The following is a 17690-nucleotide window of genomic DNA, read 5'->3' on the forward strand; positions in this document are numbered from 1 at the left end:
ACAGACAGCTCCTCCCCCAGCCGGTGGATCACATGGTCCGAGCCGGCCGGATCAAGTAACTCGAGGGGCAGTTCGGCCCACTGCGGGAACCGCGTATCGACCAGGCGCCTGGCCAGTGCGGCATCGATCGCGGGATGGATGTCCGCGGTTCTCCCGGTCGCCAAGAGCAGCTCCTGCGGTCGGCCCGCTCCGTGCGGCGGGCAGTCTGGGGCCATCACAGTAGGTCGCGACCTCGCCTGTCGACCGGTTTTCTCGACGCATTCGATATCTCGGCCGGCATGTCGGCATCTGACACAGGCACTCATTGATCAGTAACGGATACACCGCGGTCGCGAGGGCAGGCACGCGATCACCCTGAGTGAACTCCACTCGTCCAGGGCCTGGTTCAGAGAAGATCTGTGCAGTGCTTGGTCGTCAACTGGCTGCCGCACCTCGCGCCGGAACCAGTCGTACTCGTGAAGACGGCGGAAGGTGTCCTACGTGGCGGCGGGTCAGTGGGCGCGGTGGTGGGTCCTGGGGGTGTGCAGTCCACGGCGTGAGCATTTCTCCTCGTCGTGTTCACGCGTCGCTCGTTTGAGCGCCTGAAGGGCAAACTCCCCCTGGATGTTCACCCTTTTGCGAAGTGCTTGTCTGGAACGCGCGCAACCCGACCCAGATCGCTTCGGCTGCCTGACGGCCTGTAGCGTGCCAGCGGCCAGGTGCAACGGAGTGGGCACACAGCGGTGGGGATGACAGGGAGCATGATGGCCGGGGGCATACGAAGCAGCCGGATCACGCCACTCAGCAGGATGGGCATGCCGGTCGTCAATCCGTGGAAGTCGGTGCGGCGTACGGCCGCGGTGATGGTGTTCGGGTGGGCGTCTGCGGCAGGCACCACGTGGGTCGCATACCTGGCTCTGGGGATGAAGGCGGTTCCCATCATGGCCGGGGTGCCTCTCTGCATCCTCTTCGCCGTGGCGCTGATCCTGCTCCACCGCGCCGCGTGGCTGGCCGTATTGTCCGCGGTGCCCTCCCTGTTCGTCCTCGTCGGGGCCGTCCAGTACGCCCCCGAAGCAGCCCTGGAGCAGCGCGGAGTGCGCGAGAGCGTTGTCATCGTGGCCGACAGCGCCGCCGGTACATCGAGCGACAACCACCGCTTCACCCTTCGGGGCAAGGACGGAAGCGAGCTCGAGGAGAAGCTGGAGTACAACGGCGACGCTTGGGCTCCAAAAGTGGGCGACCGGCTCGACGTCATCAGTGACCCGCAGGGCGAGGTGCCGATGGAGGAAGCGGACGAGGTGGATGCCTCGGGACGGCTGGACGGCCTGATCGGCGGCACGGTGACGTGGACCCTGATGGTGGTCCTTGCGGGCTGGCGCGGCCATGTCCGCCGCCGCCGAGGCATCGAGTACGACCTGCCGGTGTGACTGACCTCCGTACGGCGGTCAGCGGCTCGCACCGGAACCCCGCCCAAGCCGAGCGCAGCGGCCGGGCACCATCAAGTCGCCCCAGGAGTTAGGTTGTTGCCGATTTGATGAGCTGCGTTCTGATGAACTGAAGAGGGAAGGTCTCCATGAGCAGTGATGCTCTCAGCCAGGACCCCGCCGGGCTGAGGAGGCGGATCGACACCACCAAGGCGCACCCGGCACGCGTCTACGACGTCTTCCTCGGGGGCAAGGACAACTACCCCACCGACCGCGCCGCCGCGGCCGCGGCGCTCGCGGCCAACCCGCGCGGTTACCTCGATGTGCGGCACAACCGTGACTTCATGCGGCGGGCCGTGACCCGGCTGGTCCAGGAGGACGGCATCCGGCAGTTCCTCGACATCGGCACGGGGCTGCCGACCGCCGAGAACGTCCACCAGATCGCCCAGCGGATCATCCCCGAGTCGCGGGTCGTGTACGTCGACAACGACCCGGTGGTACTCGCGCACGCGCGCGCCCTGCTGACCAGTGGGCCCGAGGGGCGTACGGACTACATCGACGCGGACTTCAAGAACCCCGCGCAGATCCTCGAACTGGCCGCGAAGACCCTCGACTTCGACGAGCCGATCGCGCTCGCGCTGGTGGCGATCCTGCACTTCGTCGAGGACGAGGAGGCCTACCCGGTCGTACGCGAGCTGATGGACGCGCTGCCGTCCGGGAGCCGTCTCGTACTCAGCCACATCACCGAGGACCTCAACCCGGACAAGATCCGCGCGGTGCAGCGGACGTACACCGAGCGCGGGTTCACGTTCGTGCTCCGCTCCAAGGACGAGGTCGAGCGGTTCTTCACCGAGACGCCCGGCGTGCAGCTCGACGAGCCCGGTGTCGTCCCCGTCCACCACTGGCACCCCAGCCCGGCGCCCGCCCCCGAAGCCGCGGCCCCGGCCGACTTCGAGACCCTCGACGACATCGAGAAGATCCGCTACCGGGACATCAACGACGTGACGGACGCCGACATCAACGTCTACGCGGCGGCCGGCCGCAAGGCATAAAGGCAGAGGGCCGGGGCGCCGTCAGTACGTGCTGAACCACGTCTCCGCGAGCGCGTCCAGCGTCGGCTTCGGCGGGGCGGGGAGTTCGCGGAGGCACCAGGGCAGATTGCTGTAGATGTGCAGGAGGGCGTACGCCATGAGGGTGCGGGGATTGAACGGGGGGCGGCCGTACGCGTCGTAGAACCGCTTGAACAGGCGTGGGTCGCAGCTCGTCAGGAACAGGCCCGCGCCGACGAAGTCGTACGCCGGGTCACCGATCATGGCCGGTTCGAAGTCGAACAGGCCGGTCAGGCGCCGGCCTTGGGGGTCCACCGTCAGGTGCTGGCGCGTGAACTCGGTGTGCAGGAGCACGCGTCGCGGCGGAGGCGGCAGCGGGACCGTGTCCAGGAACCAGGGGATCTGTTCCAGCCACGCCGGTGAGAGGCCGACGGCCCGTTGCTGCTCGACTGCCTGCGCCCGCTGCGCGGCGATCAGCGTGCGCCAGTCCGCCGGGCCCACGGCGGCCGCGATCGGTGCCGGGTCCAGGGCGTGCAGCGCGGCGAGGGCCTCGGCGGCCTCCGTGATGATCCGGTCCTGGTCCGCGGAAGGGATCCGCGGCCACTCCTGATCGAGGTCCACACCGGGCAGACGGGACATCAGGACGTAGTGCCAGCCGTTCTTGTACGCGCCCGCCGAGTGCAACTGCGGTGTCGAAACCGGGAGTCTGCCGTACAGGTGGCTGAGCACCTTCTCCTCACGTACGCACTCGTTCTGCTCGAACGCGGGATACAGCTTGACCACGTGCGCCTCACCGATGGCGTACACCGGCAGCGAACCCTCCTCGAAGCGGACGATCCGTTGCCCGGCCAGGCCGAGTCGTTCACACAGGTCCGCGACGGCGGGGCGCAGCAGCGCCTCGTCGCGGACGACTGCGTCCAGCTCCTCGCCGGTCTCCACGAGTGGCAGCATGGGTGCTCTCCCAGCTAGCGATCCAAATCGATCCAAAGCGATCAACAGGGCTTTGTTTCCCCGCAGTTGGGGTCCCTCGGAGGTGAGGTTCCTCGGTCGAGGGCCTGCGCCGCCCCGCAGCATCGCATACTCCGGGACAAGATCAGACACTTCAACCTTTGGCCATGACTTGCCATGACTTGCCGTGCCTTTTCGAGAGAGCTTCGAGAGAGCAAGGCGATGTGCGGTGCAGCCGAGAGTGGGGGAGCGGCCGGCCCTCACTGGCCCGCAGGTTCATCGCTGTGCTTCCAGCGGAGCGCTTACGCACTCCTTTTTGCCGCTCGCCCCGGACAGGAGACAGGCCCGGACAGTCGTTCCGGGGCGAGTCGCGGCCATGTCGGTGAAGACGTAGGACTCCGTGTCGATGTCATCCGTGATGTCGGCGCTGCGGACGGGACCGCCCGCCGTCATCTCCAGCCGGTCGCCGATGCGCGTACTCCACGTCCGGGCCCAACTGGCCTCGCACTTCTCGCTGTAGTGCAGTTGCATCCAAGCCCCGGTGGCCGTGCGACGCGTGGCGAGGGTGTCCGCATCGTGGCAGTACATGTGGCTCGGGTTCTGGCCCTCACAGGTGTTTCCCCGACAGCGGGGTCCGGGAGCGGACGATGCCGGGGAGGGGGACCGGGACGACCGCGGTTCGGCGTCCTGGCGCGGCAGAAGAAGGAGGGCCACCGTCACGCTTCCGACGGCCACGGCACACACCGACGCGAGGACGGCCATGACCGCACGCTTGTGACCGGTACGTGTGTCCTCCTGCGGAGTTGGGGCTGAGGTCGGGGCCGGGATCGACGTCGTACCCGTACCCGTCCCGTCCGTCCCGCGCCCGCTCCACCCCGACTCCGCGATCTCCCACAGCGCGAGGCACCGACTGTCCGGTTCGCGGGCAAGACGGCACAGGTCCTGCACCGCCTGGCGTGGCGGCAGCGCCTTGCCGCCCAGGTAGCGGTCCCAGGACGACTTGCTGTACGCGGTCCGCTCCGCCAGACCGGCCAGGCTCAGGCCCGTGCATACCTTCAACTCCCGTAGCGCGGCGGCCAGTCGTGCGCGTTCCGGTGACGGCGTCGGCCCAGTCATCCCGGTGTCATTCCGTGTCGTCCCCCTGTCATCCCTGGTGGGCTTTCCAGGCCTGCGGGCCGGTCCGGAGGGCTTTCCAGGTGTGCGGGCCGACGAGGCCGTCGTTGGGCAACCCGGCCCGCTTCTGGATGATCTTGACCGCGCGTTGCGTCAGCGGACCGTAGATCCCGTCGATCTTCCCCGGCGATATGCCCGCCCGGCGTAGCAGGCACTGTGCCTCGGCCACCTTCGGCCCGGCGTGGCCGTACGCCAGGAGGGCGTCCTGGGTGCGGCTGTTGCCCGCGTACCAGTGGTCGTCGATCCGCTCCACCCGGCAGGCGTACGTGGGCTTCGACCGCGACGACGCTGCCGCGGCGGACGGGGAGAGGGAGTCCGCCGCCGCTCTGCCCGCGCCGTCCGCGGGCCGTGTAACCACCAGGACCGCCGCGGAAGCGGCTACCACCAGGGTCAACGCGCCCGCCACGAGCGCGACGCGCGGTGAAGGTATGTGCAGCCGCGCCTTCTTGGTCCCGGCCGACAGGCTCTCCGGCACGGCCGTGGTCGCTTCCACCGCTTCCGCCGTTTCGGCGGTTCCTGTTGCTTCGGTTGTCCTGGGTGCTTCCGGTGCGGATGCGGCTCCCCGTCTGTCTCCCCAGGCCTCGGCGGCGACCTCGTGCAGCGCGAGCAGCCGTGTCGGATCGTCGCCCTCGATCCGGGCCATCGCCTCGACGGCCTCCCGGGGCGGCAGCGACCTTCCGCCCAGATACCGTTCCCACGACTTCGCGCTGTACCCCGTTTTCGCGGCCAACTGCCGCATGGTCAGCCCGCTGTGGTCCTTCAGCCGACGCAGGCGCACCACCAACTGGCGGACGCGCGGATCAAGTTCGGTGGGCAGCTCTTTCCAACGCGGCATGTTCCCCCACTCGCGTTTGCGGTCCCTGGTCCGGGACCCCGTTCCCCATCGCATTCTGCATCGGCAACCACGGCCCACACCGGACAGCGGTTCCCACACCCGTACGGAATCGGCCACCGCCCGCCACAGCCGTCCCGCCGTACCGACTCGGCAGACAACAACCTCGCAGGTCAGCGCATGGGACGTCCCGCCGTGACGTCACTTCTGCGGCAACTGTGGCGACTCCTCTCCCCCGCCCCGCAGTCTCGTTTCCGAGCCGGCCGGTGCGGTCGGCTCCGCCCATCGGAAGGGGAAACGAAATGCGAGCCATGACCAGGACGCTCGTCAGCATCGCCGCCGTCGTCGGGATCGCCGGCGGAAGCCTGACGGCCGCCGGCACCAGCTTCGCGGCACCCGCGCAGGACACGAAGGCGGTGGCGAGCGCCGGGGCCGTCACGCCGCTCGCGGTGAACAACCTCGGCCTGACCACCGGGGAAGCCAAGAAGCTCCAGGTGTGGCTGGCGAACTACACCGGCCCGATCGACGGGCAGCTGGGCACCGCAAGCTGGAAGGCGATGCAGCGCATGCTCCAGCAGTGGGAGTACGGCGGCGAGATCGACGGGGTGGTCGGACCCGAAACGGTGAAGGCGCTGCAGCGCCTGCTGAAGTACGGCGGCTGGGAGTACACCGGCCGGATCGACGGCATCGCCGGAGACGGGACCAAGGCCGCGTTCAAGCGGTTCGCCAGCGCCCTGTAAGTACCTGGCCGACCGCACGAAACACCGCGGCCCGTCCTCCCTCGGGGGAGAGGACGGGCCGCGGTTCCGTCGGGCGTCAGAGCCGCTCGGGCGTCCTGATGCCCAGCAGGGCCATGCCCTGGTGGAGGGTCCTGGCCGTGATGTCGCACAGGAACAGGCGGTTCTCGACCTGGGCCGGGGTGTCCGCCTTCAGGACCGGGCACTTGTCGTAGAACGACGTGTACAGGGCCGCCAGTTGGTACAGGTACGCCGTCAGCTTGTGCGGCGCGTACTCGGCGGCGGCCTCCGCGAGCGTCTCCGCGAACCGGTCGATGTGCAGGCCCAGGGCCCGCTCGGCGTCGGCCAGTTCGAGCTCCGGGTGCGCGGCCGGTTCGGCGGAGCCCGCCTTGCGCAGGATGGACTGGATACGCGCGTACGCGTACTGCAGATACACGCTCGTGTCGCCGTTCAGCGACACCATCTGGTCCAGGTCGAACTTGTAGTCGCGGCTCGCGGACGTCGACAGGTCCGCGTACTTCACCGCGCCGATGCCGACCTGCGCACCGCGCTCGGCGATCTCCTCCTCGGACAGCTGACCCTGGGTGTCCTTCTCCCGTACGACGGCCGTGGCGCGGTCGATCGCTTCGTCCAGCAGGTCCACCAGCCGTACGGTCTCGCCCTCACGCGTCTTGAACGGCTTGCCGTCCTTGCCGAGGACCGTGCCGAACGCCAGCTGTACGGCTTTTGTGTCGCCGTTCAGCCAGCCCGCCCTGCGCGCCGTCTCGAAGACCATCCTGAAGTGCAGGGACTGGCGTGCGTCCACCACGTACAGCAGGGTGTTCGCCTTCAGGTTGAAAACGCGGTCCCTGATCGCGGAGAGGTCCGTCGCCGCATAGCCGTAGCCGCCGTCCGACTTCTTCACGATCAGCGGGACCGGGTTGCCGTCCGGGCCCTTGATGTCGTCGAAGAACACGCACAGCGCGCCCTCCGAGCGGACCGCGACGCCCGACTCCTCCAGCAGGCGGCACGTCTCGTTCAGCATGTCGTTGTAACCCGACTCGCCGACGATGTCCGGGTCCCGGATGTCCATGTCCAGCTTGTCGAAGACCGAGAAGAAATAGATCTTCGACTCGTCCACGAACTTCTGCCACAGCGCCAGAGTCTCCGGATCGCCCGCCTGAAGGTCGACCACCCTGCGGCGCGCCCGCGTCTTGAACGCCTCGTCGGAGTCGAAGAGCGTGCGGGACGCCTTGTAGAGACGGTTCAGGTTCGACATGGCCTCCTCGCCGGAGACCTCGCTGTCCTTGTGATCGAGCTCGTGAGGGTGCTCGATCAAGTATTGGATGAGCATGCCGAACTGGGTGCCCCAGTCACCGATGTGGTGCCTGCGTACGACCGTCTCGCCGACGAACTCCAGGATCTGGACCAGGGCATCGCCGATGACCGCGGAACGGAGATGGCCTACGTGCATCTCCTTCGCCACGTTCGGCTGGGCGTAGTCGATGACCGTGGTGCCGGGGTTCTCGGCGTACGGCACGCCGAGGCGGGCCACCGGGTCCGTCGCGCGCTGCGCGAGGTTCTCGACGATCGCCCTGTCCGTGATCGTGATGTTGAGGAAGCCGGGGCCCGACACCTCGATGCCCTTGATCACGTCACCGCTCACGACCCGCTCGACGACACTGCTCGCCAGCTCGCGCGGATTGGCCCTCACCTTCTTCGCCAGCGCCAGGATTCCGTTGGCCTGGAAGTCGGCTCGGTCGCTCCGTCGCAGCAGGGGGTCGACGTCGGTGTCGGCGCCGGCCGCCGGGAGGGCAGCCGTGAGCGCGGCCGCCAGGCGCTGGTGGACGTGGGCGGTGAGGGACGTGACCGAGGCCATGGGGTGGGTGCCGTTCTCGTCTTGGGTGCGGGTGGATGTTGCCAGTATCCCATGGGGGGTAAAGGGGTTTTTTGTGCGCGCGGGTGGGTTGGGCGGGGTGTTTTCGCCCCCGCCGCCCCTACCCTCCCCCACTCTCGGCTTCGCTCGAGCGGGGGGACCCCCATCATCCCTGGGGCCGGCCCCAGAGCCCCGCTGGGGGCGGAGCCCCCGGGCCCCCCTCGGGGCTTCGCCCCGGACCCCGTTTCGGGGGCCAGCCCCCGGGCCCCCGCTCCTCAAACGCCGGAGGGGCTGATTTTCCGCGGACCTGGGCTGAATTCCGCAGCTGAGCTTCCGCTGCCCAAGCGGATCCTTGCCCAGGGGGCACTTTGCAGCCCAGGCCGGCATCAATCAGCCCGTCCGGCGCTTGAGGACGAGGCCGTTCAGGCCGATGGGGGTCCAGGGGCGCAGCCCCTGGTGGGGTCTGGGGCGAAGCCCCAGGGACGGGGGCCGTGAAAAGGCGTTTTCGTGGATGGTGGCGGAGCTGGGAGAATGGGATGGTCAGCCCGGCGGAACAACGTCGCGCCGGGCGATGGCGAAACCCTGAGGAAAGAAGGACGTGCCGATCGTGGGTCAGAGCACCGAGACCACCGACTGGGTCTCCCGTTACGCGGATGAGGTCATCGAGGAGTCGGAGCGTCGGACCCCGGGCAAACCTGTCGTCGTCGCGTCCGGGCTCTCCCCCTCCGGGCCCATCCACCTGGGGAACCTGAGGGAGGTAATGACGCCGCACCTCGTCGCCGACGAGATCCGGCGGCGCGGGTACGAAGTCCGGCACCTCATCTCCTGGGACGACTACGACCGGTACCGCAAGGTGCCGAACGGCGTCCCCGGGATCGATGAGTCGTGGGCCGAGCACATCGGCCGCCCGCTCACCTCCGTGCCCGCTCCCAAGGGCTCCCCCCACCCCAACTGGGCCGAGCACTTCAAGTCCGCCATGATCGACGCCCTGGCCGAGCTGGGCGTCGAGTTCGACGGGATCAGCCAGACCGAGCAGTACACGAGTGGCGTCTACCGCGAACAGATCCTGCACGCCATGCGGCACCGGGCGGACATCGACGCGATCCTCGACCAGTACCGGACCAAGAAGGCCCCGACCGGCAAGAAGCAGGGGCAGAAGCCCGTCGACGAAGCCGAGCTCGAAGCCGCCGAGGGGTCGGGGGCCGCCGCCGAGGACGACGGGACCGGGTCCGCCGGGTACTTCCCGTACAAGCCCTACTGCGGCGGCTGCAACAAGGACCTCACCACGGTCACGGCGTACGACGACGACATCACCGAGCTGACGTACACCTGCACCGAATGCGGCTTCTCCGAGACCGTCCGGCTCAGCGAGTTCAACCGCGGCAAGCTGGTGTGGAAGGTCGACTGGCCGATGCGCTGGGCGTACGAGGGCGTTGTCTTCGAGCCCTCCGGCGTCGATCACTCGTCCCCCGGCTCCAGCTTCCAGGTCGGCGGACAGATCGTCGGCAGCATCTTCGGCGGCAAGCAGCCGATCGGCCCCATGTACGCGTTCGTGGGGATCAGCGGCATGGCGAAGATGTCGTCCTCCCGCGGCGGCGTGCCCACGCCGGGCGACGCCCTGAAGATCATGGAGCCGCAGCTGCTGCGCTGGCTGTACGCCCGCCGCCGCCCCAACCAGTCCTTCAAGATCGCCTTCGACCAGGAGATCCAGCGGCTCTACGACGAGTGGGACAAGCTGAACGCCAAGGTCGCCGACAGCACCGCCCTGCCCGCCGACATCGCCGCCCACTCCCGCGCCGTACGGACCGCCGCAGGCGAACTCCCGAAGACCCCGCGGCCCATGCCGTACCGCACACTCGCCTCCGTCGCCGACATCACCGCAGGCCACGAGGACCAGGCCCTGCGCATCCTCAGCGACCTCGACCCCACCAACCCGCTCGCCTCACTCGACGAAGTACGGCCGCGATACGACAAGGCCGAGGCGTGGATCAACACCCAGGTACCGGCCGAGCAGCGCACCGTCGTCCGTCACGAGCCGGACGTCGAACTCCTGAAGTCCCTCGACGACCAGGCCCGCGAATCGCTCCGGCTGCTGATGGACGGACTCGATTCGAACTGGTCCCTCGACGGGCTGACCCACCTCGTGTACGGCGTACCCAAGGTCCAGGCCGGATTCCCCCCGGACGCCACGCCCAAGGAACTGCCGCCGGAGATCAAGTCCGCCCAGCGTTCGTTCTTCGCGCTGCTCTACCACCTCCTCGTAGGCCGCGACACCGGCCCCCGGCTGCCCACGCTGCTGCTCGCCGTGGGGGCGGACCGGGTACGGAAGCTGCTCGGCGCGTAAGCGTCGGAGAGCTGGTGATACGTGTCTGGGGCCCCGGAGCCACGCGGCGGTAGCCGCATATCGGCAAGGTCGGGGCCCCAGACACGTACAGACGACGACGGCTACGCGATGTGGTCCTCCTCCAGTTCCGCGTTCAGGCGGTTCTGGAAACGGTTCATGTAGCGCTTGAGAGAGCTGTCGCTGAGCGAGACACCGTACGCGGCCTCGATGTTCGCGCCGAACTCCTTCGTCGTAGGCAGACCCTGACCGTTGATCGACTGACGGAACACCTGGTAGTACGCGTCCTCGCGGGACATGTCGTCCGGCAGCCTGGGCTCCTCACGCCGCCCCGGGATCGGAAGCTGCTCGGACTCCGGAGGACCGCCACCCTCGCCCAGCTGCCGCGTACGGCCACCCGGGCCCGACGGGATCCGCCAACTGCCCGTGTCCTCAGGACCGGGCTCGTACTCCTGGACCTGCTGGACCTGATGAGCCTGCTGGAATTCCTGGAACTCCTGAGCCTGCTGGAAATCCTGGACCTGCTGGGCCTCGTACCATCGCTCGTCGTTCTGCCGGCCCTCGTACTGCTGCTCCTCGGGCTCGTACGACGGGTCGTAGCCGCCTTCGTAGGAGACCTCCTGCTGCGGGGGCTTGAACCACGGGTTCTGGTCGGGCTGGGGTGCTTCCTGCGCGTACTCCAGCTGCTCCGGAGCGGGAGCGCCCTCGAGGTCGGGGCGCTGCTCGCGCCGGGGAGCCGCCGTGTCCACTGCCCGGTCGGCCCGCTCCAGCTCCAGGTCCGACTGGCGCGGCGCCGGAGGCAGCAGTACCGGCTCTATGCCCGCCGCCGCGAGACCCGAAGGCGCGGTCTCGGCCAGCGGCACGCCATAGCGCGCCAGACGCAGCGGCATCAGGGACTCCACCGGAGCCTTACGGCGCCAGGCGCGGCCGTAACGGGAGCGGAGGCGCGCCCGGTAGACGAGACGTTCCTGCTCCAGCTTGATCACCGCGTCGTACGAACGCAGCTCCCACAGCTTCATCCGACGCCACAGGAGAAAGGTCGGAATGGGGGAGAGGAGCCAGCGGGTGAGCCGTACGCCCTCCATGTGCTTGTCGGCCGTGATGTCCGCGATCCGGCCGATCGCATGCCGAGCCGCCTCCACCGAGACCACGAACAGGATCGGGATGACCGCATGCATACCGACACCCAGCGGATCCGGCCAGGCGGCGGCGCCGTTGAACGCGATCGTCGCCGCCGTCAGCAGCCACGCCGTCTGACGCAGCAACGGGAACGGGATACGGATCCAGGTCAGCAGCAGATCCAGGGCCAGCAGGACGCAGATGCCCGCGTCGATGCCGATCGGGAACACGTAACTGAAGTTCCCGAAACCCTTCTCCAGCGCGAGTTCGCGCACCGCCGCGTACGAACCGGCGAAGCCGATGGCAGCGATGACGACCGCCCCGAAGACGACGACCCCGATGAGGATCCGGTGCGTCCTGGTGAGCTCCATTGGCGCGGCCACCCGTACTCCTCTCCCTTTGCGACATGTTGCGACGTGTTGCGCGGAACAGGGTGGCACACGCGTGCGGCCTACGGGTTGCAAGAAGGGCGCCGCCGCCGCTTCGGTACGGCTTCGGTATACGGCGGAACCGCCCCTTCGGCCCCTCTTCTCAGTCCTTCTTCGCCGGAGACTTGCTGGGCGAGGCGGAAGGCTTGGCATCCTTGGTCGGGGTCTCGCTCGCGCCCTTGCTCGGACTCGCGCTCGCTCCGGAGCCGGAACCCGACCCCGAACCGCCGCCCTGATTGGCGGTCACCACCGCCTCCACGGCCTCCTTCGCCGCCTTCAGCGCCGCCTTCGACAGATCCTCCGCGCTCGGGGTCTTGTCACCCGCGAGACCCGCGCCGTTGTAATCCACCGACACCACGATGTTCTCGGCCCGGGCCACGACCACCTGCTGCCTGAAGGTGCCTTCCTTCTTCTTCAGGTCGTAACTCACCGACGTCGCCTCGCTGCCCATACCGGACACCGGCTCGGACTTGGCGTTCGTCGCACCGGTCTCCGCGCTCGCGTCCTGAACCTGATCGGCGTAGTACGTCGACGCCAGCTTCTCGCCCGTACCCCGGGTCTGGTCCGACTCGAAGCGCAACAGGGACACGCTCAACCAGCGGAACTGGGAACCCTTCACGCCCTTGTCCTCCAGGCTGTCCCACGAACAGCTGCCACGCGTCGCCGTGTCGTCCGACCTGCCCTCCTTGCCGGACTTGGAGGCCTCCGGCACCAGCTCGCCCAGAGTCTTCGACGAGAACACCTTGCACGGCTGAGGCAACTGCGCGTACGCGGCCTCCTTCACCACCGCCGCCTTCGAGGCGGAAGCAGACGCCTTCGCGCCGGAGTCCTTCTTCGCGGAACCACCGGATCCGGAGTCGGAACCGGAATCCGAGGAGCAGCCTGCGGCGACGAGCACCACCGGAACAACGGCTGCGCTGACAAGGATGCGGGTGAGTCGTGCGGGTCGGTGCATGGTTCCTTCACTCAAGACGCGTTTTGTGTGCGTGCGGTCGGGTCCGAGGGGCCACGGTACGCCGTACGAGACGGATGTGACTTCCATTCCGCCCAGCCTCACGACCCCGAGACGACCACTACTCGTTCAACGTGTCGTCGAGCCGGCCCGCCAGTTCCCGCACCTTTTTCTGCATGTCCTCGCTGCTCGGGACGTCCGTCGCACTCGTCGGCTGCTCGTCGTACCGGATCGTCACGATCACATTGGACGTGCGGAACACCACAGTCACCGTGCGCTGCCGAGAAGCGCTCAGCGCATCGTCCAAGAAGGCCTCGTCGCCGAGATCGTCGAGAGTGCGGGGCTGGAGAGCGGCAGGGGTTTCGCTGGGGGAGGGGGTGGAGCTCGACGTGGCGCTCGGGTCGTCGGTGGGGGCGGGAGCGCCGCCGTCGCCGTCATCCGCACCGTCGTCCGCGCCGCCTGTCGCATCGCCTGACGGGTCGCCAGCCGTATCGCCTGCCGCGCCGCCCGTCGCTTCGTCCGCCGCTTCGTCCGACGCGCCGGACTCATCCGCGCTCGGGGTCGTGGTCGGAGAGGCACTCTCGGACGGAACAGGTACGGGCAGATCCGCCACCTCCTCCTTCGCCGCATAGAGCTCCGAGGCGCGACTGTCATCGCTCACGGCGTTCTCGTACGCGGTCACACGATCGAAGTCCACCCACAAGCGATCCGTCGCGCTCGCCGCCTCCGCCGTCCAACGACAGCCGACCTTCCGGTCCGTGTCATACGTCAGCGTCGGCGCCCCCGCATACGCCTCCTCCCGCTGCTCCGCGTCCGTGACCTGCTTGAGCCCCGGCAACAGCGAATCAAGCGTGCCCCGCTCGACGGCACCACACGGCTCCGGCAGCGTGCGATACCGGCCGGGCTCCGCCGCACTGGCCGTCGTACCCGAACCGTCCTGCTTCGAGTCCGGCGGCTCCTCACCGCCGTCCGAACCGGTGCAGCCGGCCAGCGTCACCGTCGCCACGAGGAGCGCGGCGACGCCGAATACGTACGCCTTCCGCTGCACGGGGGCTCCTCTCGCTCTGCTTATTCGCTTGCCGCCCGAAGGCGGCCGATGACCACAATGTCTATCGCACGCACGGCTGTGAACGCCGGTCGGTCACCCCTTTCGTAGACCTTGCCACCGGTATTTGCGATGCCCGAACTTTGTTTGTCTTACGGGGGAATGAGGACGTTATGTCATACGTAGAGGTACCGGGAGCGAAGGTCCCGATCCGCATGTGGACGGACCCGGCGTCGGTCGAGGACGTAGCCCTCCAGCAGCTCCAGAACGTCGCCACGCTGCCGTGGATCAAAGGGCTGGCAGTGATGCCGGACGTGCACTACGGGAAGGGCGCGACGGTCGGGTCGGTCATCGCGATGCGGGGGGCTGTGTGTCCTGCGGCGGTCGGAGTCGACATCGGGTGCGGGATGTCGGCGGTGAAGACGTCGCTGACGGCTAATGATCTGCCGGGGGATCTGTCGCGGCTTCGGTCGAAGGTTGAGCAGGCGATCCCTGTGGGGCGCGGAATGCATGACGATCCGGTTGACCCGGGGCGGCTGCATGGGCTCGCTACTGCGGGGTGGGATGGCTTCTGGGGGCGGTTCGATGGTGTTGCTGACGCTGTGAAGTTCCGCCAGGAGCGGGCGACCAAGCAGATGGGGACACTCGGCGGGGGGAATCATTTTGTTGAAGTTTGTACGGATACCGCCGGTTCTGTCTGGCTGATGTTGCACTCCGGCTCCCGGAACATCGGCAAGGAACTGGCCGAGCATCACATCGGCATTGCTCAGAAGCTCCCGCATAACCAGGGTCTGGTCGACCGTGACCTTGCCGTCTTCATTGCGGACACACCGCAGATGGCCGCGTACCGTAACGACCTGTTCTGGGCGCAGGAGTACGCGAAGCACAACCGCACGCTCATGATGGCGCTCCTGAAGGACGTGGTCCGCAAGGAGTTCAAGAAGGCGAAGCCGACCTTCGAGCCGGAGATCAGCGCTCATCACAATTACGTTGCCGAGGAACGGTACGACGGTATGGACCTGTTGGTGACCCGCAAGGGGGCAATCCGTGCGGGCTCCGGTGAGTACGGCATCATCCCCGGCTCGATGGGCACCGGCTCGTACATCGTGAAGGGCCTCGGCAACGAGAAGTCCTTCAACTCGGCCTCGCACGGCGCCGGTCGGCGCATGAGCCGCAACGCGGCGAAGCGTCGCTTCTCGACGAAGGACCTGGAGGAGCAGACGCGGGGTGTCGAGTGCCGCAAGGACTCGGGCGTCGTGGACGAGATCCCGGGCGCGTACAAGCCAATCGAGCAGGTCATCGATCAGCAGCGCGACCTCGTGGAGGTCGTGGCGAAGCTGAAGCAGGTCGTGTGTGTGAAGGGCTAGCCACGTCGGTGGGGCTCGACGCATGGGCCTCACTCCGCAGTGCTGCTTACTTGGGTAGCGGCACCATGCCGTCGAGCAGCTTCGTGAGCCGTGCTCGGCACGCGTTCTGGGAATGGCCCAACTCGGCGCAGGCGTCGTCGATTGTTGGTGCGGAGAGCAGGATCTTGTCCTTTTCCGAAGTCCATTGGATCCGCTCTGGCCCTGGCTTCCAGCCAGTCGGGCGAACCCAGTTCGCGACGCTATCGGCAGCTGACTGCTTGCGCTTCAGAGACAGGCAGCCCGAGTAATAGAGATGTCCGCTCAAGGCATGGGCAGCCTTACCCGAGTACGTGATGTTGTAGACGCCGTCCCGCTGGTTGGGCCGCGGGTGGCGTTCGGCGCCCGTGATCTTCCTTGCGTAGAAGCACAAGTAAGCGCCGATGGCTGTGCTGGCCGTGGTCAGAGAGATGAAGGGAACGCCCTTGCTCGTGTACCCCACCGAGCCGTCGGCGTCGATGACGCCGCGGAGGTAGTCGCGGCGTGAGAACTCGACACGTGGGGGCGTGATCTTCTTCGACTTGCGACCGTATGGCAGGCCGAGTTCGTTGAGCTTGGTCCTGGCTTCGAGTGAGTGCAGGCTCCAGACGGCTGAGTGGTAGGTGGCCGCGAAGTTGGTGGATCGAGTGCGTTCGGTGATGCTGCTGTTGTACGGCGTCAGCTTCTGAAACTCCCGTAGGAGACCAATGTCTTGCGCGTTGATCTCGACGGTCAGTCGACCTCATTGTCTTGACTGCTGGGAGAGGTGCCCATCGGCCTGCAAGAAGCCAAACATGTAGGCGTAGTTGGGGTCTTCGAGGTCCATGAACCCCGTCGTGTCGACGCCGAGGGCGTCGTCCAGCGTGAATTGGTGCGCGTTAGGCTCGCGTTCAGCCATGGGGAAGTAGGCCTTCCTTGATGGTCAGGCCCTCGGTTGGGATGCCGGTCCCGGCCGAGGGCCGTCGTTTTTGATGTTGTGGCGCGAGCCTAGATCGGGAGTTCAGGTCCCGTATGGGTGATCCATCCGGTTCACCCTTGTGGGTTATGCGATGCGCTTCTTGTCGCCCCGCGCGGGCGTCTGCGGAAGTGACGTACCGCTGGCGGGGCGATTGTCCGGACAGTCCCATGCGGACGTACAACCCCAGGGCGTACACGCGTCGCGGGCTCATGACCCCTGCCCCGCAGAAAGCGTGAACGGTGAGGGGGTGTGTGTCCTTCGGGCGTTCAAATGCGCGATGCGTGAACACGGCGGGGAGATGTGCTCACGCTGTGGGACTCAGCACGCCCAGGGCCCACCACCGCGTCCACTGACCCACCCCCACGTCCCGCCTCCGCAACACCACATCTGTGGACACCACCTCGGCACGCACGCGTGGCCGCGTAAATCGCGAGCGTGTTTTCGTCCGTGGAGTTCACACTGCGGGGGTGACTGAACCCGTCGTGCTGTCCAGTGAGTTGTTGGGATTTCCCGCCGGCGCCCGTGTCCTCATCGTCAACTGCGATGACTTCGGGATGCGTCGCGGGATCAATGTCGCCGTCGTCGAGGCGATCGAGGGCGGGATCGGGAGTTCTTGCAGCCTGATGGTGCCGTGTCCTGGGGCCGGAGAGGCGATGCAGTTGCTGCGGGAGCGGCCGGGGATTCCGTTCGGGATACATCTCACATTGGTGTGTGAGGCGGAGCGGGAGGGTGCGTGGGGGCCGGTTGCCTCGAAGGGGCGGGTGGGGTCGTTGCTCGATGAGGCGGGGGAGTTGTTTTCGCCGGGCAGGTGTGACGAGTTGCTTGGGCGGGCTCGGATCGAGGAGGTCGAGGTCGAGTTCCGGGCGCAGGTCGAAGTTGTGCTGGAGGCCGGGTTGGTGCCTACTCATCTGGACTGGCATTGCCTGGCCGATGGTGGGCGGGAGGACATTTTCGAGTTGACCTTGGCGTTGGCCGGCGAGTACGGGCTGGCTGTACGGGTCTGGGGTGAGGCCGGGCGGCGGAGGGTGCGTGGGCTGCCGGTCACCGACAACGACTTCCTCGACAGCTTCTCGCTGGGGCTTGATGGCAAGGCGGCTCGGTATGCCCGGTTGCTGCGGGAGTTGCCGGTCGGGCTCAGTGAGTGGGCGGTGCATCCCGGGGTGGGGGACGCGGAGTCGCGGGTGGTCGAGCCCGGGGGGTGGCGTGTGCGGCAGACCGACCATGAGTTTCTGATGTCGACCGAAGCTCGTGAACTCCTGCGGGAGGAGGGGGTCTTCGTGATCGACTACCGGGGTGTTCAGGAGTGGTGGTCAGGGAGCCGCCGACCGGGCGGGCGTTAGTCATGGACGGATGGCCAGGACCCGTCGTCGGGAAAGTGTGACACTTCCCGCGGAAGTGTCACACTTTCCCGACTTGCCTCCCCCGGCTCCCGAGGGCAGCCGTCGCGAATTCGCGGCCTGGTGCCTCG

The 17690-nt window shown here is 67.6% G+C and carries 15 protein-coding genes and 1 pseudogene; 6 read left to right on the forward strand and 10 right to left on the reverse strand.

Features of this window, described 5'->3' with window-relative positions; all coding sequences use genetic code 11:
- Window positions 1-164: pseudogene (locus tag IEZ21_RS48030) on the reverse strand (phosphotransferase); the annotation flags it as partial.
- Window positions 165-794: 630 nt separating this feature from the next.
- On the opposite strand from IEZ21_RS48030, the gene IEZ21_RS35100 reads away from it, so the two are divergent.
- Together IEZ21_RS35100 and IEZ21_RS35105 are read left to right on the forward strand one after the other, a co-directional pair.
- Complete coding sequence (locus IEZ21_RS35100) at window positions 795-1406, forward strand: hypothetical protein (protein WP_246568456.1); 612 nt, start codon at window positions 795-797, stop codon at window positions 1404-1406.
- 146 nt (window positions 1407-1552) lie between these two features.
- The gene (locus IEZ21_RS35105) at window positions 1553-2455 is read left to right on the forward strand and encodes an SAM-dependent methyltransferase (RefSeq protein WP_189325861.1); all 903 of its coding nucleotides are present in this window, start codon (window positions 1553-1555) and stop codon (window positions 2453-2455) included.
- A gap of 21 nt (window positions 2456-2476) precedes the next feature.
- Here the strand turns inward: IEZ21_RS35105 and IEZ21_RS35110 are convergent, their stop codons facing one another.
- The 3 genes from IEZ21_RS35110 to IEZ21_RS35120 form a co-directional block, all read right to left on the reverse strand.
- On the reverse strand, window positions 2477-3403 hold the full coding sequence (locus tag IEZ21_RS35110; protein WP_189325862.1) for an aminoglycoside phosphotransferase family protein: 927 nt from the start codon (window positions 3401-3403) through the stop codon (window positions 2477-2479).
- A 273-nt stretch (window positions 3404-3676) separates the two neighbouring features.
- Window positions 3677-4516 (reverse strand): helix-turn-helix domain-containing protein, encoded by an 840-nt coding sequence (locus IEZ21_RS35115; protein WP_189325863.1) that lies wholly within the window; start codon window positions 4514-4516, stop codon window positions 3677-3679.
- 28 nt (window positions 4517-4544) lie between these two features.
- Window positions 4545-5408 carry a peptidoglycan-binding protein gene (locus tag IEZ21_RS35120; protein WP_189325864.1) on the reverse strand — a complete coding sequence of 288 codons (864 nt, stop codon included), beginning with the start codon at window positions 5406-5408 and terminating at the stop codon, window positions 4545-4547.
- 299 nt (window positions 5409-5707) lie between these two features.
- On the opposite strand from IEZ21_RS35120, the gene IEZ21_RS35125 reads away from it, so the two are divergent.
- On the forward strand, window positions 5708-6145 hold the full coding sequence (locus IEZ21_RS35125; protein ID WP_189325865.1) for a peptidoglycan-binding domain-containing protein: 438 nt from the start codon (window positions 5708-5710) through the stop codon (window positions 6143-6145).
- 76 nt (window positions 6146-6221) lie between these two features.
- Here IEZ21_RS35125 and argS read toward each other — a convergent pair whose 3' ends face one another.
- The gene (argS, locus tag IEZ21_RS35130; RefSeq protein WP_189325866.1) at window positions 6222-8000 is read right to left on the reverse strand and encodes an arginine--tRNA ligase; all 1779 of its coding nucleotides are present in this window, start codon (window positions 7998-8000) and stop codon (window positions 6222-6224) included.
- A 595-nt stretch (window positions 8001-8595) separates the two neighbouring features.
- Here argS and lysS point away from each other — a divergent pair.
- Window positions 8596-10341 carry a lysine--tRNA ligase gene (gene lysS, locus IEZ21_RS35135; RefSeq protein ID WP_189325867.1) on the forward strand — a complete coding sequence of 582 codons (1746 nt, stop codon included), beginning with the start codon at window positions 8596-8598 and terminating at the stop codon, window positions 10339-10341.
- Between the two features lie 101 nt (window positions 10342-10442).
- Here lysS and IEZ21_RS35140 read toward each other — a convergent pair whose 3' ends face one another.
- From IEZ21_RS35140 to IEZ21_RS35150, 3 genes are all read right to left on the reverse strand, one after another.
- Complete coding sequence (locus IEZ21_RS35140; protein ID WP_189325868.1) at window positions 10443-11840, reverse strand: DUF2637 domain-containing protein; 1398 nt, start codon at window positions 11838-11840, stop codon at window positions 10443-10445.
- A 148-nt stretch (window positions 11841-11988) separates the two neighbouring features.
- Complete coding sequence (locus IEZ21_RS35145) at window positions 11989-12840, reverse strand: DUF3558 domain-containing protein (RefSeq protein WP_189325869.1); 852 nt, start codon at window positions 12838-12840, stop codon at window positions 11989-11991.
- Window positions 12841-12958: 118 nt separating this feature from the next.
- On the reverse strand, window positions 12959-13885 hold the full coding sequence (locus IEZ21_RS35150) for a DUF3558 domain-containing protein (RefSeq protein WP_189325870.1): 927 nt from the start codon (window positions 13883-13885) through the stop codon (window positions 12959-12961).
- Between the two features lie 170 nt (window positions 13886-14055).
- On the opposite strand from IEZ21_RS35150, the gene IEZ21_RS35155 reads away from it, so the two are divergent.
- Window positions 14056-15249: an RtcB family protein gene (locus tag IEZ21_RS35155; RefSeq protein ID WP_189325871.1), complete on the forward strand. Its 1194-nt coding sequence runs from the start codon at window positions 14056-14058 to the stop codon at window positions 15247-15249.
- 46 nt (window positions 15250-15295) lie between these two features.
- Here the strand turns inward: IEZ21_RS35155 and IEZ21_RS48670 are convergent, their stop codons facing one another.
- Window positions 15296-15727, reverse strand: coding sequence for a hypothetical protein (locus IEZ21_RS48670; protein ID WP_308429667.1), 432 nt, complete (start codon window positions 15725-15727; stop codon window positions 15296-15298).
- A gap of 279 nt (window positions 15728-16006) precedes the next feature.
- A complete protein-coding gene (locus IEZ21_RS48675) occupies window positions 16007-16162 on the reverse strand; it encodes a hypothetical protein (protein WP_308429668.1) in 156 nt (51 codons plus the stop codon).
- Window positions 16163-16704: 542 nt separating this feature from the next.
- On the opposite strand from IEZ21_RS48675, the gene IEZ21_RS35165 reads away from it, so the two are divergent.
- Window positions 16705-17562: a ChbG/HpnK family deacetylase gene (locus IEZ21_RS35165; RefSeq protein ID WP_246568458.1), complete on the forward strand. Its 858-nt coding sequence runs from the start codon at window positions 16705-16707 to the stop codon at window positions 17560-17562.
- Window positions 17563-17690: the final 128 nt, after the last annotated feature.

Origin of the sequence: Streptomyces flaveus (assembly GCF_014647675.1) — a bacterium.
GTDB classification, from domain to species: domain Bacteria; phylum Actinomycetota; class Actinomycetes; order Streptomycetales; family Streptomycetaceae; genus Streptomyces; species Streptomyces flaveus.

What these genes read in the sequence shown, in the direction of transcription:
- IEZ21_RS35100 (WP_246568456.1), top strand. Translation starts at nt 795, where the DNA reads ATGCCGGTCGTCAATCCGTGGAAGTCGGTGCGGCGTACGGCCGCGGTG.
- IEZ21_RS35105 (WP_189325861.1), top strand. Translation starts at nt 1,553, where the DNA reads ATGAGCAGTGATGCTCTCAGCCAGGACCCCGCCGGGCTGAGGAGGCGG.
- IEZ21_RS35110 (WP_189325862.1), bottom strand. Translation starts at nt 3,403, where the DNA reads ATGCTGCCACTCGTGGAGACCGGCGAGGAGCTGGACGCAGTCGTCCGC.
- IEZ21_RS35115 (WP_189325863.1), bottom strand. Translation starts at nt 4,516, where the DNA reads ATGACTGGGCCGACGCCGTCACCGGAACGCGCACGACTGGCCGCCGCG.
- IEZ21_RS35120 (WP_189325864.1), bottom strand. Translation starts at nt 5,408, where the DNA reads ATGCCGCGTTGGAAAGAGCTGCCCACCGAACTTGATCCGCGCGTCCGC.
- IEZ21_RS35125 (WP_189325865.1), top strand. Translation starts at nt 5,708, where the DNA reads ATGCGAGCCATGACCAGGACGCTCGTCAGCATCGCCGCCGTCGTCGGG.
- argS (WP_189325866.1), bottom strand. Translation starts at nt 8,000, where the DNA reads ATGGCCTCGGTCACGTCCCTCACCGCCCACGTCCACCAGCGCCTGGCG.
- IEZ21_RS35145 (WP_189325869.1), bottom strand. Translation starts at nt 12,840, where the DNA reads ATGCACCGACCCGCACGACTCACCCGCATCCTTGTCAGCGCAGCCGTT.
- IEZ21_RS35155 (WP_189325871.1), top strand. Translation starts at nt 14,056, where the DNA reads ATGTCATACGTAGAGGTACCGGGAGCGAAGGTCCCGATCCGCATGTGG.
- IEZ21_RS48675 (WP_308429668.1), bottom strand. Translation starts at nt 16,162, where the DNA reads ATGGCTGAACGCGAGCCTAACGCGCACCAATTCACGCTGGACGACGCC.